We start from the raw sequence: 22,752 nt of genomic DNA on the forward strand, positions 1-22,752 counted from the left end.
GTAAACGTCCGTGCGGTATCGTGGCACCCGCCACACGGGTCGTCAAGGTTTCCCCCACGTTGACGGCCGTCCCGGCCTTGAGGAGGTCGGACGGCGGCGGAAGGGCGGCAGGGAGGAAGCAATGGACCGGGGCGGTCGGGAACAGAGGGACGCGATGCCGGGCGCGGCGTCCGGTGCGGCGTCTGGTGCGGTGCCCAGCGGCGGCGCGCGACGCGGCGGGTCGAACATCCCCGGCGGGCGCCGCAAGCAGCGCGTCTCCATGGCCGACGTCGCCAAGCTCGCGGGTGTCTCGTCGCAGACCGTGTCGCGGGTCTCGAACGGCCATCCCGGCGTGATCGACTCGACCCGCGAGCAGGTGCTCGCGGCCATGCGCGAGCTGGGCTACCGGCCCAACAGCGCCGCCCGCGCGTTGCGGTACGGCCAGTTCAACACCATCGGCGTCATCCTCTTCAGCCTGGCCTCGACCGGCAACAGCCGCACGGTGGAGGCGATCGCCACCCACGCCGCGGCCGAGGGGTACGCCATCACGCTCATCCCCATCGACGTGCCCACCCAGGACAACGTGCTGGGAGCCTTCACCCGGATGGGCGAGCTGGCCGTGGACGCGGTCGTCGTCATCATCGAGATCCACCTGCTCGACTCCGGCACCGTGACCCTGCCGCCCGGAGTGCACATCGTGGTCGTGGACTCCGACGCCGGCGACCGCTACAGCGTCGTCGACACCGACCAGGCCGAAGGGGCGCGACGGGCCGTCCACCACCTGCTCGACCTGGGACATCACACCGTCTGGCACGTGACCGGGCCGCAGACGTCCTACGCCGCTCAGAGCCGCGCCCGCGCCTGGCGCACCACGCTGGAGAAGGCCGGCCGGCCGGTGCCGCCGCCCCTGCACGGCGACTGGTCGGCCGAGTCCGGCTTCGCCGCCGGTCTCGCGCTCGCCGACGAGCCCGGCTGCACGGCGGTGTTCGCCGCCAACGACCAGATGGCCCTCGGGCTGCTGCGCGCCTTCCACGAGCGCGGCCGGGCGGTCCCCGGCGACATCAGCGTGGTCGGCTTCGACGACATCCCGGACGCCGAGTTCTTCGTCCCGCCCCTGACCACCGTTCACCAGGACTTCGCCGAGGTGGGCCGGAGGTGCGTGCAGCGGGCCCTGGTCCAGATCCACGAAGGCCGCCCCTCGCCCCCCGGCACCGACCTCGTCCCGACCAGCCTGGTGGTCCGGCGCAGCACGGCCGCGCCACGCTCGGCGGCCCCTTGATCGCCCGCCGGCGCCGGGCGACGGTCAGCCGGGGATCGCGTTCACGAGGCGCCGGCCATCAGTGCGGCATCCCCGGTGAAACAGGTCAGGTGAGCGCTCCGGAAAGCCAGTCGGCGGCGGTCGCCAGCCAGTCGGGGCGGACGTTGCCGAGCAGGTGGTCGCCGAGCGGGAGGTGCAGATACTGCCCGCGTGGTGCCAGGCGGGCCAGCGGCTCGCCGTTGGTCACGCCGGGGATGACGTCCTGGCCGCCGTCCACCACCAGCATGGGGCAGGCGATCCGCGGCGCGAGGGCCGACAGGTCCACCTGCCCGGCGAAGCGGCGGCCCTCCGGCCCGCCGCCGGCCCTCTGAACGAGGAGCTCCCGTACGGGGGGCGGCAAGGCGTCCCAGTGCAGCCGGAAGGGACCGCTGACGGTGACGGCGGCCGCGACGCGGGGCTCCCGTGCGGCGCTCTCGGCGACGTAGTAGCCGCCGAGGCTGAGCCCGACGAGTCCCACCCTGTCCGTGCCGAGTGCGTCGACGACCCGGCCGATCACGTGGTGGTAGTCGGCGCGGACCGTGGTGGTGGCGGTGAGCACGCCCTGTCCCGGCCCGTCCATGGCGAACACGGCCATGCCCCGGCGCAGCAGGGCGCCGACCACGTCGTGGAACTCCTCCTTGCCGGAGTCCAGTCCCGGAACCACCACCGCGGTGGCCGCGGCGCCGCCAGGGCCGCGCAGCCAGCCGGCGAAGCCCGGTCCCTCGATCCGGCGCGCGCCCGGCTCCAGCAGGTCGAGGGCACGGCCCATGGCGGTGTCCGCCTCGGCGGCCGCGACCGCCTGCTCACGGTTCGGCCCCAGGGTGGCGAAGTGGAACCAGCGCGCCGCCACCCGCAGGTGCTCGCCCGCGGAGATCGCCGTGGCCGCCTGCCCGGCGCGCGCCAGATGCCCACGCGCGGCGCGCATGAAGGCCGCACCCCAGTCCTCCAGGTCGGCGAGCTCGCCGGTGACGCGCAGGTACTCGTGCGGGTCCAGCCCCGCTCCGGTGGCGCGCGACAGGTTGGCGGCGGCGAATTCCGCGACGCTCATCGTGATGCCCCGATCGTCGGCACGGCCTTCGCCGGATACGGCGTTCCCGCAGGTCGATCACGACCCTTGCGGTCTGGCTCCAGCCTGCGGTACGGCGACAACGCCTCCGCCTTGATCAGCACTTCGGACGGAGAGGGCGCGGGCCGGGTGTCCCGGACGAGCTCCACCGGCCGCGCCGCGTCCCCCGTAGGGATCAATCTGCGCATGCGGCCATGAAACCGGCAGCCGGGTCGCGTGATCCAACAACGGAAGCGGCAGACCGACAACCACGGGTTGTCGCCTGTGGTGACGGGCTTGGATCTGGACCTGGACGCAGGTGCGCCCCTTCGTGCGGGTCTGTCCAGTGATCGGCTCTGCCCCGTCATCGGTAGTGGTGTTGAGTGCTCTTCATCGCAGCAGGGTGCGGTGGCACAGGAGATCGAAAGCCGACCGTCACGCGGGGTGGAACTCAGCGGTGGCGGGTGATCATGGGGCCGAAGTTCTTGCCATAGGTGAGGCCCACTGCGTAGACCGTCCTGGTTCCGGGCACCGCGCTCACCGCGGAGATCTGGACCTCGCGCCTGCGGTTCGCCCCTGCCATCGGCGGTAGCTCGGTCCGGCTGCCGTCGGGCGCGATCCGGACGGTCCCGCTCAAGCCGCCCTCATCGGCTTCCCAGTCGACCAGGATGATCCCGTCAGCGCCGTCGGAGCCGGACGCGCTGGCCTCGGCCGAGCCCGGCATCCGCGACCACGCCTTGCCGTCCCAGTGCATGGTGATGCCGCGCATAACGCGGCCAGGCGCTTGGCGATCAGCTTGGCACTCACAGCACATGATGCTGGAGACGCGCGGTGACCTCGTCCAGCGGCCCGCCACGACACCAGCGCGGCAACCTTAACGACAGTCTCCAGCTCCGGCATCCTTCACCACCCCTCTACGGCGTACACGGCTCCCTGGCAACGTACGCAGCGCCACGCACACCCAAGACCCGAACACCGCGACCAGCGGTCACGTCCGGGGGCGTGTCAGCCACCCGTACGTTCGGGGTGATCAACCGGTGCCGACCGTCGAGAGGGTCGAGCCGGTGCGGGTCTTGGCCACCTTGAGCTGGGCCGGGATGCGGCTGCGCAGCTCCGGGACATGGCTGATGATGCCGACCGCGCGGCCGCCGTCGCGCAGCCCGTCGAGGATGTCGAGCACCCCGTCCAGCGTGTCCTCGTCCAGCGTGCCGAACCCCTCGTCCACGAACAGCGTGCCGATCTCCGCCCCGCCCGCCTCGGCCGTGACCACGTCGGCCAGGCCGAGCGCCAGCGCGAGCGAGGTGATGAAGCTCTCGCCGCCGGACAGCGTCGCCGGGTCGCGGTCCACGCCGGTCCACCCGTCGCACACCCGAAGCCCGAGTCCGCCGCCGGAGCGCCCCCGGGCGCCGGCCGTCTTGCGCAGGTCGTGCTGGAGCAGGTAGCGGCCGGCCGACATGTGGTCGAGGCGCTCGTTGGCGGCGTCGACCACCTGCCGGAGCCGCTCCCCCAGCACGAACGACGACAGGCTCATGCTCCACTGGTTGTCGCTCGACGTGCCGCTGGCCAGGGCGGCCAGGCGCTCGGCGAGGCGGTGCCGCTCGGCGGCGGGCCGCCACCGGTCAAGGCCCTCCTCCAGCTCGGCGAGCAGCTCCCGCAGCCGCCGCTCCCTGGCCTCGGCCCGGTCGCGCGCCGACGCGAGGACGGTGTGGGCGCGCTCGGCCTCGTCGCGCTCCGCCTCCAGCGCCTCCAGGTCGGGAACGGGCTCGGCCGCCGCCGCCACCAGCTCCGGGTCCTCCAGGGTGGCCGTGACCGCCGCGTACTCGTCGTCCAGCCGCCGCAGCGCCTCGGCCCTGCTCTCCTGCTCCGCGGGGGACCGCACGGCCCCGGCCGCCTCGGCGGCGTCGCCGAACCCGGCCTCCACCGCCGCCCGCTCCGCCGCCCGCACCGCCTCGGCCCGCTCACGCTCGGCGGCGACGGCCCGCCGGGTCGCCTCCAGCGCCTCGTGGAGCAGCTCCGCCTCGTCGTTCAGCCGGGACAGGCGGGCGGTGAGCGTCTCGTCGGCGCCGCGCGCGCTGTCGAGCCGCGCGGTCAGCCGCGTCGCGTCCCCGCTGAGCTCCTCCTGCCGGGTACGGCCCGCGGCCAGCCGCGCGGTGACGCGACGGACCCGCTCCTCCAGCTCCACCCGCTCCCGCGCGAGCCTCGCCGCCTCGGCCGCGAGCGCGCTCTCCCGCGCCGCCGACCCCCGCAACCGCCGCACCACCTGCTCGGCCTCGGCCAGCGCGTCGGGCCCCATCTCGGGCGGGAACCCGTCGAGCGGCTCTCCGCCGACGCCGGCCGTCAGCCGGTCGTCGCCGGCCGTCTGCCGGCCGGTGGGGTCGCGTGTTTCGTCCGCCGCCGGTCGCTTCCCGGCTTCGCGCTGGAGGGAGGCGAGGAGGGGCAGGTCGCTCTGGAGGAGGCGGCCGGCGAGGCGGGCGCGTTCGGCGCGGAGGCGGGGGCGGGGGGGGCGGCGGGCCGCGAGGGACTCGCCGACCTCCCGGGACCGCTCCCTGACCTGGTCGCGCTCCACCTCGATCCGCTCGTACACGGCAAGCAGGGCCGGCTCCTGAGCGGCGATCGCCTCCAGGCGGGCCAGCTCCCGCTCCGCCTCCCGCACCGCGGATTCGGCGGCGTCGAGGTCCAGCCCGAGGGTGGCCTCCACCGCGTCGGCGTGGCGGGACCGGAGGGTGGCCAGCGCGCGTTCGGCCGCCTCACGCTCGGCGAGGGCCCTCTCGTGGGCGCTCTCGGCGGCACGCTCGTCGTCCGGTGACGGAGCGCTCGGGGCGGGTGAGGCGGGGGCGGGATGGTGGTCGGAACCGCACACGGCGCACGGGCGGCCCTCGGTCAGGTCGCGGGCCAGCTCGGCCGCCATGCCGTCGATGCGGGCCTGGCGGATGTCGAGCCAGCGTTCGCGCAGGCTCTGGGCCTCGTCCACCAGGGCCTCGCACGTGGCGGAGGCCGTCACCAGCTCGGCCGCCAGGCCGTCGCGGCGCCGGACCGTGTCAAGGGACGTCCGCGCCGCGTCGAGCGCCGCGCCGACCGCCGGGATCACCGCCGCCTCCGCGCGCATCGCGGCCAGCCGGTCGTGGGCCTGCGCGAGCCGTTCGGGCAGCTCCGCCTCGGCGGCGGCCACCTCGGCCCCCTGCCGCTCCAGCCGGGCGATCTCGTCGCGGAGCCGGGTGAGCTCGCGGTCGACGCCGATGAGCTCGGTGGCGCAGGCGTGCACGGCCTCGGCGGCCGGGATGCGGGCCGCGTCCAGGCGCGCGTCGGCGAGCCTCTGCTCGGCCTCCTCGACCAGACCGGGCAGCGTGGCGAGACGGGCGGCGGCGGACTCCTCCTCGGCGACGAGCCGGGTCAGCTCGGACTCGACACGGACCAGGTCGCGGCGCACCACGAGCAGCCTGGCCTCCTCGGTGAGGAGCTCCGACAGGCGCGCGATCTCCGCCTGCCGCTCCCGCTCCAGCCCGGCCAGCAGCTCCGGCTCCACCATGCCGGGCGCGTTCGACCGTCCGGGGTGCGGGTCCTGGGGCGGCTCGGTGGTGTACGGGCTCGCGCCGCCTGCCCGCCCGTCCCGGCCGCCGGGGATCACGCCGGAGGTGCGCAGGTCCGCGGCCCGGAGGAGGGGGTGGGCGCGGGTCAGGGCGTCGGCCGCGAGGGTGCGGGCCTTCGTCGCCGCCTCGGCACGCTGGCCGGCGGCCGCGATGAGCGGCAGGACGCGGTCCGCGCGCAGAGCGTCGTCCAGGAGCGCCTGGAGCTCGGCCCGCTGGTCGGCGCGCTCGTCGAGGGTGCGGCGCATCGTCAGCGCCTCGGCGTGGCGGCGCTGACGGGCGGCCAGGGCGGTGGCCTGCTCATGGCGGACACGGGCCCGTCTGAGCGCCCGCTCCGCCTCTGCGTGGTCGGCGTTCGTACGGGACACGACGGCGCGGGCGGCGTCGAGCAGGGCGCCCGCCCAGCGCAGCGGGTCGGTCTCCGGGGTGCGGGTGTCTGCCTCTTCCGGGACCGGGCCCGCCTCCTCCTCGGGGACGGCCGCCGTGAGGGTCGCCGGCAGGTCCGGTCCGGCGGCCTCCTGGAGGCGCTGGATGGCGTAGTCCACCTGCTGCCGCAGCTCGCCCTGCTCCCGCCACGTCCGCTTGCGGTGCTCCGCCAGCCACGACTCTGTCTGCGTGAACACCTTGACCGTGAACAGCCGCTCCAGCAGCCGGCGCCGGTCGTCGCCGTCGGCGCGCAGGAAGCGGGCGAAGTCTCCCTGCGGGAGCATGGCGACCTGGCAGAACTGGTCGGCGTTCATGCCGAGCAGCCCGCCGATGAGGTCGCCCGCCTCGTCGGAGCGGGTGGTGAGCCCCTGCCAGCCGGCGGGCGTGCGCTCCTCCACCACCACCTTGGCCTTCTCCTCGGTGAAGCCCGTGCCGCGCAGCTTGGGGCGCTGCCAGACGGGTGAGCGGCGCACGCGCAGCAGGCGGCCCCGGATGGTCACCTCCAGCGTGACCGACGGGCCAGTGCCGGGCGGGGCGTGGTCGCAGCGCAACGCGCGGGCGCTGTTGCGCTGGCCGGGCACCTGGCCGTACAGGGCGAAGCAGAGCGCGTCGAGGATCGTCGTCTTGCCCGCGCCCGTGGGGCCGTGCACGAGGAACAGGCCCGCCTCGGTGAGCGCGTCGAAGTCGACCGTCTCCGAGCCGGGGAACGAGCCGAAGGCGGTGAGGGAGAGCAGGTGCGGTCGCATCTACGCCATCGTCTCCTTCACCCGTGACGCCTCGATCGCCTGTCTCAGCAGCTCCTCCTCGTCGGTGCCGGCGGGCTCGCCGCGTACCTCGCGGACGAAGTCGAGCGCCACCTCGGCCTCGGGCCGGCCGCTGAGCCGCGCGGGCGCGGCGGCCGGCACGGCGCCGACCGGGTCGAAGGAGAGGGCGAGGGTGTGCGGGAAGCGGGCCCGCAGCCGGTCCATGGCGGACTTGGGGCGCACCGGGTCGGTGAGCGTGATCTGCAGCCAGTGGTCCTCGTGGCCGGAGTACGCGGGGGAGGTGAGCAGGTCGTCGATGAGGCCGCGCAGGCGGGCGACCGGCCGGGGCACCGGCGCGGGCGCGAACTCGACGGACTCCGCCGCCCCGGAGGCCCCGATCGTCACCAGCCAGGACCCCTTCACGTGGGCGACCTCGCTGAAGGAGTAGGCCAGCGGCGAGCCGGAGTAGCGGACGGTCTCGGACATGCGCTGGCGGCCGTGCAGGTGGCCGAGCGCGACGTAGCTCATCCCGTCGAACGCCGTGAGCGGCACGTGCGCGATCCCGCCGACGCTGATGTCGCGCTCGCTGTCGCTCGCCTCCCCGCCGGTGACGAACACGTGGGCGAGGACGACCGAGGCGCGGCGGCGGGCCGCGTCGGCGCGGACGCGGGTCATCGCGTACGACAGCGCCGCCGTGTGGCTGCGCTCGTCGAGCTCCCACGGGGCACGCACCAGCTCCGGCTCCAGGTAGGGGATGCCGTAGAAGGCCACGTCGTCCACGAGCACCGGCTCCCAGGCGCGGGACGGGTCGGTGCGGACGTGGACGCCGGAGGCGTCGAACAGCGAGGCGCCGAACCCGAGGCGGCGCGCCGAGTCGTGGTTGCCGCTGATGAGGATTACCCGCGCCCCGGCCGCCACCAGGCGGCCCAGCGCCTCGTTGCACAGGGAGACCGCGTCGACGGGCGGCAGCGCCCGGTCGTAGACGTCGCCCGACACCGCCACCACGTCGACCCGCTCGGCGCGCACGGTCTCGACCAGGTGGTCGACGAACGCCGCCTGGCCGGCCAGCAGGCTCTCCCGGTGGAAGGAGCGCCCGAGGTGCCAGTCGGAGGTGTGCAGGATCCGCATGTCGCAGGAAGCTAACAGCTCTCACCGACAAATGCGGCCTCATGCGCCACAGGACTCGGGAGTAGGCTGGAAGATCAGCGGGCAAACCAACGCACATGGGGAGGCCGATGGGCGCGGGCCGTGGCACGTTGAGCGTGGCCGCCGGTCTGGTGCTGGTGGCTCTGGCCTGCGTCGGTTATGTGCTCCCGCCCGCCTTCGACTTCCCGCCGCTCGAGGCCGACCAGGCGTTCCGGTCGATCCCGGCGCAGCCGCGCGACGAGCTGCGGCCGGTGGCGCAGAGCGCCCGGTTCGCCGTGGAGGACGTGTCGGTGCCGGCGGAGGGCCAGCGGCTGGAGGGCACCGTGCGGGCGCCGCTGACGCCGGGCCGTCATCCGGCGATGGTGTTCGTGTCGGGGTCGGGCAACGGGTCGCGGACGGAGTTCGCGCCGCAGGCGGATTTCCTGGCCCGGACGGGCGTGGTGACGCTCGCCTACGACAAGCGGACGGTCGGCTACAACTTCCGGGACCGCGACTTCGGGCTGCTCGCCGACGACACGCTGCGGATGGTGGATCTGCTGGCCAAGCGGCCGGACGTGGACCCGTCGCGGATCGGGCTGTGGGGCGTCAGCGAGGGCGGCTGGGTGGTGCCGATCGCGGCGGCGAAGAGCCCGTCGGTGGGGTTCGTGGTGCTGGTGTCCTCGCCGAACGTCTCCCCGCTGCGCCAGGTGGCCTGGGCGCTGAACGAGCAGCTCCTGCGGCTGCGGGCGCCGATCGGGGTGCGCGACCTGCTGACGCGGGCCATGGGCGGCGTGGGTTTCGACTTCCTGCGCTACGACGCGATGCCGGCGCTGCGCCAGGTCAGGCAGCCGGTGCTGGCCTTCTACGGCACGGAGGACCCGTCCATCCCGTTCGTGGAGTCGACTCGGGCGCTGACCACGGCGCTGACGGGCTCGGGCAACGACCGCTACACGATCCGGTTCATGGCCCACGGCGACCATGCCATGCGGATCAACGGCGGCCCGTTCACACCGGGCTACCTGGACACCCTCGCCAACTGGATCAGCGGCCTGCCCGGCACGGCGGTGCCGCCGGTGCACCTGGCGGGCGCGACGCCGGTCCAGCTGTTCGAGGCGGCCGACGTGCCGGCCGCTCCGTGGTACGCGGGCGGCGCGATGCTGGGGCTGACGCTGTGCCTGACCGCCGTCGGCTACGTGGCCGGCCCGGTCGCCGTCATGCTCGTACGGCTGCGCGGCGGCCCGGTGGCGCTGGGCGAGACGGACGCGAGGCTGTGGCCGCCGATCAGGCGCCGGCTGACCCGGATGGCGTGGACGGGGCTGGGGCTGCTGGCGTCGGTGCTGCTGTTCATCACGGTGCTGGTGCTGTTCGCCGTGAACCAGGCGGGGGCGTGGCCGGCGGTGCTGGCCGGCTGGCTGATCGTGCGGGTGCTGGCGGCGCTGATGCTCGTGCAGGAGGTGACCGCCGTCGCGGCGGTCGTGTCGGCGCTGCGCGAGGGGATGCGGCCGGACCGCTGGCAGCACGTCGCGATGGCGGGCGTGCTGGGCGGCACGGGCCTGCTGCTGGTGGCCGCCGCCTACTACGGCTTGTTCGCCTTCCCCTGGTGACCTCCTGACGGGGCCGGGACGAACGCGTCCATCCAGCGGTCGATCTCGGCGAACACCCGCCTGCGCACCGGCTCGGCCGACAGCACGAGGTCGTGCACCCCGTCGGGCACGCGCACGCACGTGACGTGCGGGCCCACGCAGGTGGCCCAGCGGGCGATGTGCCGGGGATCGAGCACGATGTCGGCCGACCTGGCCTCGGGGACGAAGTCGCGTACCCGCAGCCCCCGGGTCGAGGCCAGCACGAGCACGGGGACGTCCACGGAGAGGCCGGCGTGCAGGCGGCGCTGCGCGCGCCGGATCGCGGCGAGCCACATGGCGTGCACGGAGAACCCGCCGTGCGGCTTCAGCTCCAGGTCGTAGTCCCACTCGCCGCCCTCGGAGCGGTGCAGGGTGCGGCCGTACACGGTGCTGGGCGGCAGCGGCAACGCTCTCCTGCTGTACGACAGCGGCGTCTTGAGCAGGTCGGCGGCCACGCGGAGCGGGGTGGGCACGTTGAGGTCGAAGAAGGGGCTGTTGAGCACGAGCCCCTGGACGAGGCCCCGGCCGCGGACCCGGTCGGCCCACAGGGACGCGACGAGCCCGCCGGTGGAGTGGGCGTTGAGGGTCACCTCGTCGTGGTCGCGGCGGATGAGGCGGACGGCCTCGTCGATCTCGGGGAAGTACTCGGTGATGCTCCTGACCAGGCCCCTGGTCTGGTGGGGCAGCAGGGACCTGCCGTACTTGCGCAGGTCGAGCGCGTAGAAGTCGATGCCGCGCTCGACGTAGTGCTCGGCCAGGTGGTCCTGGAAGAAGTAGTCGGTGAACCCGTGCAGGTACAGCACCGCCCGGCGGGAGCCCGTGCTCCGTGACACCAGGGTGGCGACGACCTCGCCCTCGAAGTCCGGCTTCATCGGCAGAACGGTGATCTCGTACATGGAAGACACGATATGGTTTCGCCCCCTTCGTAGGCATCCTGGACGGACCCTCCGCTCATGGCAAAGATGGCGGCGCACGGCCCGGCGGAGCGCTTCAATGGCCCGCGGGGCGCTTTCATGAGACGGCCGCGCGCGACGGGCCCGGCCGGCGTGAGGCCGTGCCTGACGGCGAATCGGTTAGTGATGTTCATTCCGGCATAACGAGATATTTCGCATACGACGCGTAGGCTGCCGCCTCGAATCGGCCTACGGTGTGGTTCACGGGGAACGGGGATGGCGTGGGGCAGGCAAAGAAACCGGTGAGCGCCTGGGGCGTCCTCGGCTGGCTCGCGCTGTCGGCGCTGGCGCCCGGATCGGCGCATCTGCGCACCGGCCGGCGCAGGACCGGGCTCGTCCTGCTCAGCCTCTACGTCGCCGGGCTGCTGGCGCTCCTGGCGGTGGCGCTGACCACCGACAACCTCCTGGGCACGCTGGCCGCCGAGGACTCCTGGCTCATGTCGATCACGATCGGCGCGGCGGTGCTGGGCGCGGCCTGGTTCTTCCTCATGGTCCACTCCTTCGTGGTGCTGCGGCCGGGCGCGCTCCCCCAGGGGGGCCAGGTCCTCACGGGCACGCTCGCGGGGCTGCTGGCGGTCGCCTCGGTGCTGCCCTTCGGGCTGGTCGCGCAGTACGTCTGGACCTCGAAGGAGACCCTCAACGGCATCTTCGACGCGCCCGAGACCTCCGAACCCCTGGCGCAGGAGTCGTCGCGCCCGCAGGACCCGTGGGCGGGCCGCGAGCGGGTCAACATCCTGCTGCTCGGCGGCGACGCCGACGACAACCGGATCGGCGTGCGCACCGACAGCATGAACGTGGCCAGCGTCGACGTGAAGACCGGCAACACCGTGCTCGTCAGCCTGCCCCGCAACCTGGAGGACGTCCGGTTTCGGCCGGGCACGCCGATGGCCGCGCGCTTCCCCGCCGGGTTCCGGCTGCCGCCCGACCCCGGCGGCGGCCGCAGCGACCTGCTGAACAGCGTGTGGGAGTACGCCGACGCGCACCCGGAGATCTTCGGCGGCAAGCAGCACCAGGGCCCCCGGGTGCTGATGGACACGATCGGCTACACCCTCGGGCTCAAGGTCGACTGGTACGCCCTGGTGAACATGTGGGGCTTCGCCCGGCTGATCGACGCGATCGGCGGCGTCCGCATCCACGTCGAGCAGGACGTGGTGTTCGGCAAGTACAACGAGGGCCTGGTCAAGGCCGGCACGCGGCGGCTGAAGGGCGCCGACGCCATGTGGTACGCCCGCTCGCGCACCTACAGCGACGACTTCACCCGGATGCGCCGCCAGCGCTGCGTGATCGGGGCGCTGCTGGAGCAGGCCGACCCGGGGACCGTGCTGACCCGGTTCAACCGGATCGCGCTGGCCACCAAGGAGCTGATCCGCACCGACATCCCGCGGCCGATGCTCAGGCACCTGGTGCCGCTGGCCCTGCGGGTCAAGGAGGCCAAGGTGACCAGCGTGCAGTTCGTGCCGCCGCTGATCAACACCGGCTACCCCGACTGGGAGAAGATCCGGCAGGTCACCCGGGAGGCGATCCAGGAGTCAGCCCGGAGCGCCCCGGCCGAGGCGGCCGAGGCCACCGAGGCGGCCTCCCCGACTCCCGTCGCGGCGACGGGGACGCCGCAGACCCCGCTCGCGACCGAGACGCCCCAGGCGCGCAGGACCCCCAAGGCCGGTCCGAGCGCCAAGGCGTCCGACGCCCCGGCCAAGGCGCTCACCGAGGGCTGCGGAGCGGCGTGACGATCTGTCCCACCGGGACGCCGCCGCCCAGCACGTCCACCCGCTCGAACTCCTCGGCCCCCGACACGTCCACCCCCATGCGCCGCAGGACGGCCAGCGCGACGGCCGTGGTGGCGCGCGGGCTGCCGTCGATGACCTTCACGGCCACCGCGTGTCCGGAGGTCGGCGCCACGACGAGCACGCCCTCCGCGCCGCCCTTGACCAGGGCTCCGGGCAGGGCGCGCATCAGCTCGGTGTTCTGGTGGCCGGTGCCGCCGACGTACTCGGGATGCTGCCGCATGGCGTCGGCGACCTGACGAGGACCGCTGCCGGGCGCGGCCGTCACCAGCGCCCGCACGGCGCGGGCGAGGCCGGTCAGCGACAGCCCGAACAGCGGCGCGCCGCAGCCGTCGACGGCCACGTGCGCGGCCTTCTCCCCGGCCAGCTCCTCGGTGAGGGAGCGGACCCGCTGCTGGAGGGGGTGGTCGGCGGACAGGTAGGACGGCACGTCCCAGTCGTTGGCGACGCAGGCGGCGAGCATGGCGGCGTGCTTGCCGGAGCAGTTCATGCGCTCGCGGGACGGGCCGAGCCCCTGCCTGACGAGCGCGTGCGCGGTGGCCTGGTCCTCGGGCCAGGACGGCGGGCAGGCCAGGGCGTCGAAGCCGAGCCCGTAGTCGGCCAGGATCTCGCCGGTCACGCGTACGTGGAAGTCCTCGCCCGTGTGGCTGCCGGCGGCGATGGCCAGGCGCGGGCCGGCCAGCGCGGCGCCCGCGGTCAGGCAGGCCAGCGCCTGGAACGGCTTGGCGGACGAGCGGGGCAGGACGGGCGCGTCGACGGGGCCGAGCGCGACCTCGGCGCGGCCGGACGGGTCCAGGCCGACGGCGCTGCCGTAGTGGACGCTCTCGGTGAAGCCGGATCGGACGACTTCCGCCAGGACGGCGAGACCAGGCACTGCTGCCTCAGGCACGGGCGGTTCTCCTTCTCGGGACGGCGCGCTGGCGGGCCTCCAGCGCGCGGGCGAGCTTGGACAGCGACATGTTGACCACCAGGTAGACGAGCGCGACCACGATGTACGTCTGGATGAGCAGCCCGTTGAAGTTGGCCAGCACCTTGGCGCTGTAGAGCAGCTCGGTGTAGCTGACGACGAAGCCGAGGGAGGTGTCCTTGAGCAGGCCGACGGACTGGCTGACGATGGAGGGCAGCACCCGCCGGGCCGCCTGGGGCAGCACGATGAGGCGCATGGTGCGCCCGGGGGTCAGCCCGACAGCCAGCCCGGCCTCGCTCTGGCCGCGCTCGACGGACAGGATGCCGGCGCGGAAGATCTCCGCGAACGACGCCGCGTGGGACACGCTCAGCGGCACGACCAGCTTCCAGAACAACGGCAGGTCCAGGCCGTAGCGGGGCAGCGCGAACAGCACCACGTACACGAGCAGCAGGGCCGGGACGGTCCTGACCACCTCGACGTAGCCGGCGGCGGGCACCCGGGCCCACGACCGGTGCGACAGCCGGCCGAGCGCCAGCACGAGGCCGAACGCCATGGCCAGGGCCGCCGACACGACGGCGGCCAGCGCGGTCGAGCCGAGGCCGTTGAGCATGTACCGCCACATGGGCCAGGTCGTGTACGGCTGCCAGCGGGCGGCGTCGAGCTGGCCGTTGGCGGCGAACTGCCGGACGGCGAGCACGGCGAGCGCCACGGCGGCCAGGGCGCCGAGGACGGTCGCGATCCGCATGCGCCGCCGCGCCCGCGGGCCGGGCTCGTCGAACAGGACGGTGGTGGAGGTGTTCACCGCAGGATCACCAGCCGCTTCTCCAGCCTTCCGGTGAGGAGGCCCGCGCAGGCGGCGAGCACCGCGTACGCCAGGCCGGCGCCGACGAAGATGGGGATGGGCTGCGCCTCGACGAGGTTCACCCGGTTGGCGGCGGCGGTCAGGTCGATGACGCCGACCGCGCCGGCCAGGGCGGTGTTCATGGTCAGGGCGATGAAGATGTTGCCGAGCGGCTGCACGACCGTGCGCAGCGCCTGCGGCAGGATCACGTGCCGCAGCGACTGGGTGAACGTCAGCCCGATCGCGCGGGCCGCCTCGCCCTGCCCCTTGGACACCGCGTTGACGCCCGAGCGCAGCGCCTCGCCGATGTAGGCCGCCTCGTACACGGCGATGACCACGATGGCCGTCACGAGCAGGTCGGCCTGGATGCCGATCTCCGGCAGGCCGAAGACCGCGAGGACGAGCAGCACCAGCAGCGGCAGGTTCTGGAACGTCTCGACGTAGGCGGTGCCGATGGCGCGCAGCACGCGCACGGGGCTCACGCGCAGGGCGGTGACGATCACGCCCAGCACCGCCGCGCCGATGAACGACGCGGCGGTGAGCTGGAGTGTCACGACCAGGCCCTGCCAGAGCTCGGGCAGGTGATCGAGGATGACGGACATCAGGACCCCGGCACGGACCCGATCTTGGGCGCCTGGGGGGCGTCGCCGGTGACGACGGTGCCGATGGAGTTCTTCCAGATGCCCTGCCAGACGCCGTTCGACTGGATCTTGCCGAGCCAGTCGTTGACGAACTTCTTCATCTGGTCGTCGCCGTGCTTGAGCCCGATGCCGTACGGGTCGACGGTGAAGGGCTTGGTGACGATCTGGATGGAGGGGTCCTTCTTGGCGTCGGCGATCAGCAGCGTCTCGTCCTGGACGTAGGCGACGCCGCGGTCCTGCTTGAGCGCCTGCACGCACTCCGGGTCGCTGCCGAAGGTGATGATCTCGGCCTGCGGCGCGAGCTTCTTGATCGCGGGGATGGCCGGGGTGTTGGCGCCCGCGAGCACCTTCTTGCCGTTCAGGTCCTCCGGCTTGGTGATGCCGGACGTGCCCTTCTTCACGGCGATCGTCAGGCCCGAGGTGTAGTACGGGCCGGCGAACGCGACCTGCTTCGCGCGCTCCTCGGTGATCGTGTACGTCTGGAAGACGACGTCCACGGTGCCGTTGGCGAGCAGCGCCTCCCGGGTCTCCGAGGCCGAGTTGACGATCTTCACCTTCGGCTCGCCGAGGATGTACTTGGCCAGCGCCTTGCCCAGGTCGGCGTCGAAGCCCTCGACCTGTCCCGTGCCGGGATTCTGCTGGGACAGGAGCGGGGCGTCGAGCGAGCCGCCGACGAGGAGCTCGCCGCGCTGCTTGATCTTCTCCATGGTCGAGCCGGGCAGGATGTCGGCCGCCTCGGCGACGGGCGCGTTGGCCAGCACGTCGGTCGCGGTCTTCGACTCGCCGGGCACGGCTGGCACGGCGGGGCTGCTCGTCTCGCCGCAGGCCGCCAGGCCTAACACAGATGCGGCGACGACTGCGAGCATCTTCTTCATGAGCGTCCACTTCCTTCGATGTCGAAGATAAAGGGGACCGTAATGGTGGATTTCGGAGGAAGTCAATACGTTGCTGGCCTAAGTAGATCGATGGTATGCATCTCCCATGAAGCAGCGGCTGCCCGTGCAGGGGGCACAGGGGGACCTGTTACGGCTCGTCGCCACCGGCGGCGCCGAGTCGCGCGCCGACCTGGCCCGCCTGTCGGGGCTGGCCGCGTCGAGCGTGTCGCTGCGCGTCGAGGAGCTCATCGAGGCCGGACTGCTGGTCGAGGAGGGCTCCGGCACCTCGCGCGGCGGCCGGAGACCGCGCCGCCTGTGCCTGTCGCCGACGGCCGGCGTGCTCGCGGTCGCCGACCTCGGCGCCCACCACGCCCGGCTCGGGCTGCTCGACCTCAGCGGCGCGCCGCTGGTCGTCGAGGAGGTCCCGTGCGAGATCGCCGAGGGCCCCGAGGCGACGCTCGACCTGCTGTCGGACGCTTTCGACCGGCTGCTGGCCGAGCGCGTGCCGCCGGCGGTGCCGCTGCGCGGCGTCGGCACCGGGGTGCCGGGCCCCGTCGACCCCGCGACATTACGCGTGGTGACGCCGTCGCGCATGCCCGGCTGGAACGACTTCCCCGTCGCCGACCACCTGCGCGCCCGCTACGACCTGCCCGTCCTGGTGGAGAACGACGCCAACCTCATGGCCGCCGGCGAGGCCCGCTCCTGGCCCGGCTGCGACAACCTCATGGTGCTCAAGGTGGGCACCGGCATCGGCTGCGGCGTGATCGTCAACGGCCGCCTGCACCGCGGCCGCGGCGCGGCGGGCGACATCAGCCACGTGCGGGTCAGCTCCGACTCGTCGGTGATCTGCGCCTGCGGCCACCCCGACTGCCTGGAGGCGTACGCCAGCGGCGCCGCCCTCAGCGCGGCGCTGGCCGACGCGGGCGTCGAGGTGCAGCACACCTCCGGCATCGTCGACCTGGTCAACGACGCCGTGCCCGAGGCCACCAGCATGGTGCGCAACGCGGGCCGCCGCATCGGCGAGGTCCTCACCGTGCTCGTGAACTTCTTCAACCCGGACGTGGTGGTCGTCGGCGGCAGCCTCTCGGCGGCCGAGCCGCTCATCACCTCGATCCGGGCCGCGGTGTACGAGCGGTGCCTGCCGCTGGCCACGCGTGACCTGGAGATCGCGCCGGCGCGGGCCGGGCGGGACGCCGCGCTGCTGGGCGCCGGGTCCCTGCTGCTGGACGCCGCCGTGGCCTCCTAGATCGCGAGTCTGTGGAAGGTCGCCCGCCAGCGGCGGCGGCCGGGCTCGCGCAGGTCCTCGATCTCGCCGACCGCCAGGCCGCCGGTCGCGAACGCGGTGATCTCCGCCCGGGTCAGCGGCCACGGAGGCGGGAACACCGGGTCACCCTCGTCGCGGCCCGAGGCGATCACCAGCAGCGTGCCGCCGGGCCGTACGAAGGAGGCGACCCGCGCGATGGCCTGCTCGTGCAGCGGCTCGGGCAGCGCCTGCACGGTCATGACCTCCACGACCAGGTCGAACGCGCCGCGCCACTCGGCGGGCGGGTCGAGCAGGTCGGCGGCGCGGTAGGCGACGGCGGTGCCGGGGAAGCGCTCGCGGGCCAGGCGCACTGCCGACTCGCTGACGTCGAACGCCGTGGTGTCGTAGCCGAGCCCGGCCAGGTGCTCGGCGTCGTCGCCCAGCCCGGCGCCCACGACCAGCGCTCTGGGCACCGGGTCGCCGCTCTCGGGCTTCCGCCCGTCCGTCCAGCCGACGAGCAGCGGGTGCGGGCCGCCGGAGTCCCACGGGACGACGGCCTCCCCGGCGGCGGAACCGGCGTACAGGCGCTCGAACCAGCCGGTGGCGTCGCCCCCGGCCAGCGACTCGGCGGCCAGCCGGCGCGCGTCCTCGTCGGGGTCCTTGGCCGACATGTCACCTCCCGCGATCTCCGCGGCCAGTTCTACCACGTCCACCACGTCACCCCCGGGGCCGGTCAGCACGCGCTGGCGCCAGTGGTCGGCGTGGGTGTACCCCTGGCGGCGCAGGCCGTCCTGGAGGACGGGGAGCAGGACGCAGACGGCGCGGGACGGGTGGGGGCACACGGTCTTGACGTGCCACCAGTCCAGCTCCCTGGCCCTTCCCTCCTGGGCGAGCCGTACGAGGTCGGTGACCGTGTGGGAGTCGCCGAGCAGGGCGCGGGCGGCGGCGCGGAGCCGGTCGAGCTGGTCCTCGTGGTAGAAGAGCCATTGGTCGTCGGTGATGTCGGCCAGTGACAGCCCTCGGGGCCCCAGGCGCCGATCCTTGGTGTAGTGGCGCAGCAGGACCCGGCCGTGCCTGCGCTCCACATCCGCGGGCAGATCCGTCAGCACCGGCTCGGTGACAGGCTCCACGGCCCTGTCCGGCCTCCAGCCGACCTCCTCAACCAGCCTTAGCTCGTGCTTGTCGAGCTCCTCGCTCGTGTACGCGTCGTAGCCCGGGCCCACCTTCGCCAGCAGGTCGTCCTCGGTGAGCAGCCGGCGGAAGGTGCGGTAGACGTCGGTGAAGTACACCGGCTGGGCCATCTTGTGGACGTAGCGCAGCACATGCCAGCTGAAGGCGTGGCCGATCAGGTTCTCCCGCCGTGTCGCGCGCTCCAGGACTCCCGGGCCGCCGACCAGCTCCGCGGTGGCCTTCCAGAGGTCGTGGCGCATCCTGTAGGCCTGCTCGCGCAGCCACGGACGCCACCGGCACGGTTCGCCCCGCGCCGCTCGCCCGATGTCCTCGGAGTTCAGGACGAGGACGAACCACGTGCGTCTCGGCACCGTGCGCGCCAGGATGAACTCGCGCACGAGGATGACCCGCAGCTCCTCCCTCGTCAACCCCATGAGCATCGGCACGCCCAGCTTGACGCCGCTGCCGATGCCGAGTGGCCCACGCCAGACTCTCACCTTCGCCCATGCGCTCAGGCGGATCACGGGGAGTGGCTGGTCCCAGCCCACCATCTCCGCGGCCTCCGCCACCACGGCGCGCAACCCGTCGGGGTCCGCCCGCTGCAGCCGCGGGTTGCGCCAGCCGTACCACGTCGGGCGACGGCGGATCGCGTACCGCACGACCCCGAAGCAAGCCAGCATAAGCATCGACATCCTGACGCCCATGGTGAAGAGGATCTCGCCCGACGACGGCACCTCGCCGGGGCCCGCGGGCTGGACCAGCGCGACGACTCCCCAGACCGCTGCCCCGGCCACCGCCGCCGCCAGCGCGACGCTCAGCACGTACCTCACCCATGTGTGCAGCAGACTCGACGGCAAGAGGCGCGCCCTCAGCCCGAGCACCCGCCACCACGTCGGCTTCGCCACGTCCTCCACGCCCACCCCTCCCTCGCCACCCGTCGGCGATCAAGGTAGGGCGGGCGGGTCACGGCGGGGTCACGCCAGGAAGTGGTCCTTCGACAGGCGGCGGACGCGGGGCTCGTCGATGGTGTGGCCGAGGCCCGGCTGGGTGAGCGGGACCGCGACGACGCCCCCGTTGGCCCCGACGATGGGCGTGACGATCTGGTTGCTGCGCGGCGGCTGGGTGACGTCGCACGGCAGCGTGCAGCCCGGCAGGCTGGCCAGCGCGACCGTGGCGGCCCGCGCCAGGCCTGCGCCCTGGCCGCCCGCGCACTGGATGTCCCAGCCGGCCGCCGCGGCGCGGTCGTGCGCGCGCCGGGCCTCGGTGAGGGACGGGAACGCCGTGGGCCGCAGCAGCAGCACGCGGGCCGCGCGCAGCGTGAGAAAGTCGTCCAGCTCGGCCGACGAGCGGACCTCCACGGCGACCGACGCGGCCACCTGGTCCTGCAGCGAGGCGTGGGCGTTGACGTCGCCCACCGCGAACGGCCGCTCGATGACCTCGATGCCGTAGGAGTCGAGCGCGACGAGCTGGCCCTCCTCGGTGTAGGCTCCCGCGCCGTCGACGGCGAGCGTCAGCGCCGGGTACGCCTGCCGTACCGCCCGGACCGGCTCGACGTCCCAGCCGGGGCGGATGTCCAGCGTGACGTGCCCGTACCCGGCGCAGACCTGCTGGTTGACGCGGGCGACGAGGTTCTCGACCGAGGTGTCGGGCGACAGCCGGACGGTGGCCATCAGCGAGGTGCGGGTGCCGCCCACCGCGTGGGCGAGCGGGACGCCGCGCATCCGGGTCCACAGGTCCCAGCAGGCCATGTCCACCGCCGGGTCGCTGCCGGGCAGGGCGTCGGGGTGCTCCCAGTCGACGCCGATCAGCAGGGCGCCGAGCGTCTCCTCCAGCCGGGAGAACGTCTTCCCTCCGGGGGCGAGGGCCTCCCCCCACCCCGTCATGCCGGCGTAGTCGGTGAGCTTGACGAGCAGGCTCTCGGACCGCCTGCCGACCGGCAGAACGATCCGGAAGACCTCCAGCTCCCGCACTCGCGGCATGTGCCCCCCTTTATGACGCGGTCCCCTCCATAGTGCCTGCCTTCGCCGACTGGGCAAAACGGGGAGCCACCACGACCGCCAGGACGGCGAGGGTGAAGGTGAACGCCAGACCCACGAGGTACGACTCGCCGGTGGCGGTGAACAGCGCTCCGGCGCCGGCCACGGCCACGACGGTGAAGACGGATTCGCCGACGCCCACGGCGGCGGTGTTGCCGCCCTCCTCGCCCGGCCGGGACATCTCCAGCACCATGACCGAGACCGTCGGGTGCAGCATGCCGATGCCGAGGCCGGAGATCGCCATGGCGACGTGGGCCACGGCGAGCGGGGCGGCGTCGACGAGCACGAGGGACACGAGGGCGATGCCGACGGCGATGAGGGCGGCGCCGCCGCGGACCGCGGCCACGTTGCCGATGACGCCGCGGCCCTTGATCCAGGAGCCGGTGGACCAGCCGAGGGCGCCGATCGTGAGCACGATGCCGGCGCCGGTCGGGGACACGCCGCGTTCGCTGCTCAGCATGAGGGGGATGAGCACCTGGGTCGCCATGAGGGCGCCGTACGCGAGGCCGCGCAGCACGGGGGCGCTGGGCAGGCCGCGGGCGGCGCGCAGGGAGCCGGGCAGCAGGAGCCTGGGCAGGCTGACGGCGAGCAGGACGACGCCGGCCGCGACGAGGGGCAGCCCGGCCAGCTCCAGCGCGCTGCCGTACTGGATGAGGGCGGCGGCGACGGCCGTCAGCGTGGCCCACACGAGCTTGCCGCCGAGGCGCGGAGCGGGAGCGGCCGGCTCGGTCGCGGACCGGTCGGCGTCCGCCGGTCCGCTTTCCGCAGGCGCGCCGAGGTGGCGGCCCGCGATGCCGCGCCACAGCAGCAGCGCGGCGGGGACCACGATCAGCGACACGCCGATGAAGATCCACCGCCAGTCGGCGTTCTCCACGACGAGCCCCGCGATCGCGGGCCCCACCATGGACGGCACCACCCACGCGGCCGAGAACAGCGAGAACACCTTCGGGTGCATCGCCGGCGGGTAGACCCGCGCGACGAGCACGTACAACGACACCTGGACCAGTCCGGCCCCGAGTCCCTGCACGAACCGGCCGGCGACCAACACCTCCATCGTCGGCGCCAGCCCGGCGATCAGCAGGCCGGCCACGAAGCTGACCACTCCGGCCGTCAGCGGCGCGACGGGGCCGCGCAGGTCGCTCCACCGCCCGCCGAGCACGGTGGCGATCACGCTGGCCGCCAGGGTGGCGCTGAACGCCAGGTTGTACAGGGACATGCCGCCCAGCTCGCGCGCCACGACCGGCATGGCCGTGGCCACCGCCATCGCCTCGAACGCCACCAGCATGATCAGGGCCACCAGGCCGACGCTGACCGCCCGGTAACTGGGGGACACCACGCCGGCGGGGGCCGGAGCTTCAAGAGTCGTTGTCATATCCGGAACGTTAGGGTTCCGGACGCCGGGGCACATCGGGCGCGAGTCCTAGGCAATTGGGCCTAAGAGGGTGTTGCTGCACTTTCGATCTTGGAAATCGTCGTCCTTGGGAGGTGAGAGGAGGCCACGCGACAGCCTTCAGGAGGGGGACGGGTGTGGTGGTCGTGGCCTTTCGGGTGCTGGTGGTCATGCGGTGCGCCGGGTCAGTGTGGTGGGGTGCCGATGACGGACGCGCCGACGACCTGGACATGCCGCTGACCACCTTGCTCGACAACTCGACCCGCCCTGGCACAAGAAGCCCAGACCCGCCGGTGGACGCAGGACGCCGCCAAGCGGGAGGTCGGCCAGCGGGTCAACCGTCCCACGACGGTGCAGGAGAAGGTCAACAAGGTTCACGATCTGCTGGAGGATGAGAAGGCCGCAGCCCAGGTGGCGACCGATCGCCACACCAGCCGCAGGTGGTGTCGGAGGTTGTCGAGGACCAGACCGCGATGCACCTAGTCGACCGGGCGCAGGTCGACCGTTCCCACCGGGTCGCTCAGCAGCGGCTGGAGGCCGTGCCCAAGCCTTACCGTGTCACGGAACCCATCAAACGAGACACGGCAAGCCGCAGCTATACGGCCACGAAACCCGTGGTGAGTGCCTCTCATGGAATCTCGAACCGAGCAATGCCTGAACTGCGAGGCACCCTTGCCCCCGCCCGCCGCCCGCGGCGGTCGGCCTCCGTCGCTGCCCGCCGCTACCGCAACTGACAGCACGCAGCTCAATCGGAAAGCAATGAGTCACCGAGAGTGATGTCGGGCTGAGATCCGATCCCTCCGGACTCCGAAGAACCGCGCTCACGATTGGCGATGTCACCGGATCCAAGAACAGGCCCTCAACGCGGTGGACACCGACGACGATGAGGACGACTTGGAGCCGCTGCACTGCTCGGCAATGGCAGGGCCAAACGGTCACTGATCGCTGCCACGGTCGACGACCATGTTGGTGCTGTCGGTTATGGTGGCGGTATGGGTTGCTTCGCCGCTATGAACATTCGCGCCGCCGCTTAGCGGCGGTATCGCGGTTGCCGTAAACCGCGGCCTCATTGCCTGCCCCGCGGGGGTAAG

General features: G+C 73.2%; 17 protein-coding genes. 5 read left to right on the plus strand and 12 right to left on the minus strand.

The window, feature by feature from the left end; genetic code table 11:
• The first annotated feature begins 121 nt into the window (after positions 1–121).
• On the plus strand, positions 122–1,258 hold the full coding sequence (locus MTP10_RS37695; protein WP_310716151.1) for a LacI family DNA-binding transcriptional regulator: 1,137 nt from the start codon (positions 122–124) through the stop codon (positions 1,256–1,258).
• A gap of 85 nt (positions 1,259–1,343) precedes the next feature.
• On the opposite strand, the gene MTP10_RS37700 is transcribed toward MTP10_RS37695, so the two are convergent.
• The 4 genes from MTP10_RS37700 to MTP10_RS37715 form a co-directional block, all read right to left on the minus strand.
• Complete coding sequence (locus tag MTP10_RS37700; protein ID WP_310716152.1) at positions 1,344–2,324, minus strand: alpha/beta fold hydrolase; 981 nt, start codon at positions 2,322–2,324, stop codon at positions 1,344–1,346.
• Between the two features lie 448 nt (positions 2,325–2,772).
• On the minus strand, positions 2,773–3,090 hold the full coding sequence (locus MTP10_RS37705) for a hypothetical protein (protein ID WP_310716153.1): 318 nt from the start codon (positions 3,088–3,090) through the stop codon (positions 2,773–2,775).
• Positions 3,091–3,351: 261 nt separating this feature from the next.
• The gene (locus MTP10_RS37710) at positions 3,352–7,077 is read right to left on the minus strand and encodes an AAA family ATPase (RefSeq protein ID WP_310716154.1); all 3,726 of its coding nucleotides are present in this window, start codon (positions 7,075–7,077) and stop codon (positions 3,352–3,354) included.
• Complete coding sequence (locus MTP10_RS37715) at positions 7,078–8,202, minus strand: exonuclease SbcCD subunit D (protein WP_310716156.1); 1,125 nt, start codon at positions 8,200–8,202, stop codon at positions 7,078–7,080.
• 107 nt (positions 8,203–8,309) lie between these two features.
• Here MTP10_RS37715 and MTP10_RS37720 point away from each other — a divergent pair, with 107 nt between their 5' ends.
• On the plus strand, positions 8,310–9,803 hold the full coding sequence (locus tag MTP10_RS37720; RefSeq protein WP_310716158.1) for a prolyl oligopeptidase family serine peptidase: 1,494 nt from the start codon (positions 8,310–8,312) through the stop codon (positions 9,801–9,803).
• Here MTP10_RS37720 and MTP10_RS37725 read toward each other — a convergent pair.
• Complete coding sequence (locus tag MTP10_RS37725; protein ID WP_310716160.1) at positions 9,776–10,717, minus strand: alpha/beta hydrolase; 942 nt, start codon at positions 10,715–10,717, stop codon at positions 9,776–9,778. The two genes, MTP10_RS37720 and MTP10_RS37725, sit on opposite strands and share 28 nt — an antisense overlap.
• Positions 10,718–11,016: 299 nt before the next feature.
• On the opposite strand from MTP10_RS37725, the gene MTP10_RS37730 reads away from it, so the two are divergent.
• Complete coding sequence (locus MTP10_RS37730; RefSeq protein ID WP_310716162.1) at positions 11,017–12,501, plus strand: LCP family protein; 1,485 nt, start codon at positions 11,017–11,019, stop codon at positions 12,499–12,501.
• Here MTP10_RS37730 and MTP10_RS37735 read toward each other — a convergent pair.
• The 4 genes from MTP10_RS37735 to MTP10_RS37750 are packed head-to-tail and all read right to left on the minus strand — an operon-like array spanning position 12,476 to position 15,822.
• On the minus strand, positions 12,476–13,447 hold the full coding sequence (locus MTP10_RS37735; protein WP_310716164.1) for an asparaginase: 972 nt from the start codon (positions 13,445–13,447) through the stop codon (positions 12,476–12,478). The genes MTP10_RS37730 and MTP10_RS37735 overlap by 26 nt on opposite strands.
• A complete protein-coding gene (locus MTP10_RS37740) occupies positions 13,440–14,267 on the minus strand; it encodes an amino acid ABC transporter permease (protein ID WP_310716166.1) in 828 nt (275 codons plus the stop codon). Before MTP10_RS37740 ends, MTP10_RS37735 begins: the two co-directional genes overlap by 8 nt.
• Positions 14,264–14,908 carry an amino acid ABC transporter permease gene (locus tag MTP10_RS37745; RefSeq protein WP_310716168.1) on the minus strand — a complete coding sequence of 215 codons (645 nt, stop codon included), beginning with the start codon at positions 14,906–14,908 and terminating at the stop codon, positions 14,264–14,266. The genes MTP10_RS37740 and MTP10_RS37745 overlap by 4 nt, the downstream gene beginning before the upstream one ends.
• A complete protein-coding gene (locus MTP10_RS37750; protein ID WP_310716170.1) occupies positions 14,908–15,822 on the minus strand; it encodes a glutamate ABC transporter substrate-binding protein in 915 nt (304 codons plus the stop codon). Before MTP10_RS37750 ends, MTP10_RS37745 begins: the two co-directional genes overlap by 1 nt.
• 106 nt (positions 15,823–15,928) lie before the next feature.
• On the opposite strand from MTP10_RS37750, the gene MTP10_RS37755 reads away from it, so the two are divergent.
• Positions 15,929–17,068 carry an ROK family transcriptional regulator gene (locus MTP10_RS37755; protein ID WP_310716172.1) on the plus strand — a complete coding sequence of 380 codons (1,140 nt, stop codon included), beginning with the start codon at positions 15,929–15,931 and terminating at the stop codon, positions 17,066–17,068.
• Here MTP10_RS37755 and MTP10_RS37760 read toward each other — a convergent pair.
• Genes MTP10_RS37760 through MTP10_RS37770 form a run of 3 tightly spaced genes read right to left on the minus strand, consistent with a single transcriptional unit; the run spans position 17,065 to position 21,643 of the window.
• The gene (locus tag MTP10_RS37760; RefSeq protein ID WP_310716174.1) at positions 17,065–19,149 is read right to left on the minus strand and encodes a methyltransferase domain-containing protein; all 2,085 of its coding nucleotides are present in this window, start codon (positions 19,147–19,149) and stop codon (positions 17,065–17,067) included. The two genes, MTP10_RS37755 and MTP10_RS37760, sit on opposite strands and share 4 nt — an antisense overlap.
• A gap of 60 nt (positions 19,150–19,209) precedes the next feature.
• On the minus strand, positions 19,210–20,214 hold the full coding sequence (locus tag MTP10_RS37765; RefSeq protein WP_310716176.1) for an enolase C-terminal domain-like protein: 1,005 nt from the start codon (positions 20,212–20,214) through the stop codon (positions 19,210–19,212).
• 10 nt (positions 20,215–20,224) lie between these two features.
• Positions 20,225–21,643: an MFS transporter gene (locus tag MTP10_RS37770; protein WP_310716178.1), complete on the minus strand. Its 1,419-nt coding sequence runs from the start codon at positions 21,641–21,643 to the stop codon at positions 20,225–20,227.
• A 285-nt stretch (positions 21,644–21,928) separates the two neighbouring features.
• Here MTP10_RS37770 and MTP10_RS42175 point away from each other — a divergent pair, with 285 nt between their 5' ends.
• Positions 21,929–22,144 carry a DUF6192 family protein gene (locus MTP10_RS42175; RefSeq protein ID WP_397334574.1) on the plus strand — a complete coding sequence of 72 codons (216 nt, stop codon included), beginning with the start codon at positions 21,929–21,931 and terminating at the stop codon, positions 22,142–22,144.
• Positions 22,145–22,752 lie beyond the last annotated feature (608 nt).

Origin of the sequence: Nonomuraea sp. 3-1Str (genome assembly GCF_031570565.1) — a bacterium.
Taxonomy (GTDB): Bacteria; Actinomycetota; Actinomycetes; order Streptosporangiales; family Streptosporangiaceae; genus Nonomuraea.

Coding starts and splice junctions, on each gene's coding strand:
- MTP10_RS37695 (WP_310716151.1), top strand. CDS start 122: ATGGACCGGGGCGGTCGGGAACAGAGGGACGCGATGCCGGGCGCGGCG.
- MTP10_RS37700 (WP_310716152.1), bottom strand. CDS start 2,324: ATGAGCGTCGCGGAATTCGCCGCCGCCAACCTGTCGCGCGCCACCGGA.
- MTP10_RS37705 (WP_310716153.1), bottom strand. CDS start 3,090: ATGCGCGGCATCACCATGCACTGGGACGGCAAGGCGTGGTCGCGGATG.
- MTP10_RS37710 (WP_310716154.1), bottom strand. CDS start 7,077: ATGCGACCGCACCTGCTCTCCCTCACCGCCTTCGGCTCGTTCCCCGGC.
- MTP10_RS37715 (WP_310716156.1), bottom strand. CDS start 8,202: ATGCGGATCCTGCACACCTCCGACTGGCACCTCGGGCGCTCCTTCCAC.
- MTP10_RS37720 (WP_310716158.1), top strand. CDS start 8,310: ATGGGCGCGGGCCGTGGCACGTTGAGCGTGGCCGCCGGTCTGGTGCTG.
- MTP10_RS37725 (WP_310716160.1), bottom strand. CDS start 10,717: ATGTACGAGATCACCGTTCTGCCGATGAAGCCGGACTTCGAGGGCGAG.
- MTP10_RS37745 (WP_310716168.1), bottom strand. CDS start 14,908: ATGTCCGTCATCCTCGATCACCTGCCCGAGCTCTGGCAGGGCCTGGTC.
- MTP10_RS37750 (WP_310716170.1), bottom strand. CDS start 15,822: ATGAAGAAGATGCTCGCAGTCGTCGCCGCATCTGTGTTAGGCCTGGCG.
- MTP10_RS37755 (WP_310716172.1), top strand. CDS start 15,929: ATGAAGCAGCGGCTGCCCGTGCAGGGGGCACAGGGGGACCTGTTACGG.
- MTP10_RS37765 (WP_310716176.1), bottom strand. CDS start 20,214: ATGCCGCGAGTGCGGGAGCTGGAGGTCTTCCGGATCGTTCTGCCGGTC.
- MTP10_RS37770 (WP_310716178.1), bottom strand. CDS start 21,643: ATGACAACGACTCTTGAAGCTCCGGCCCCCGCCGGCGTGGTGTCCCCC.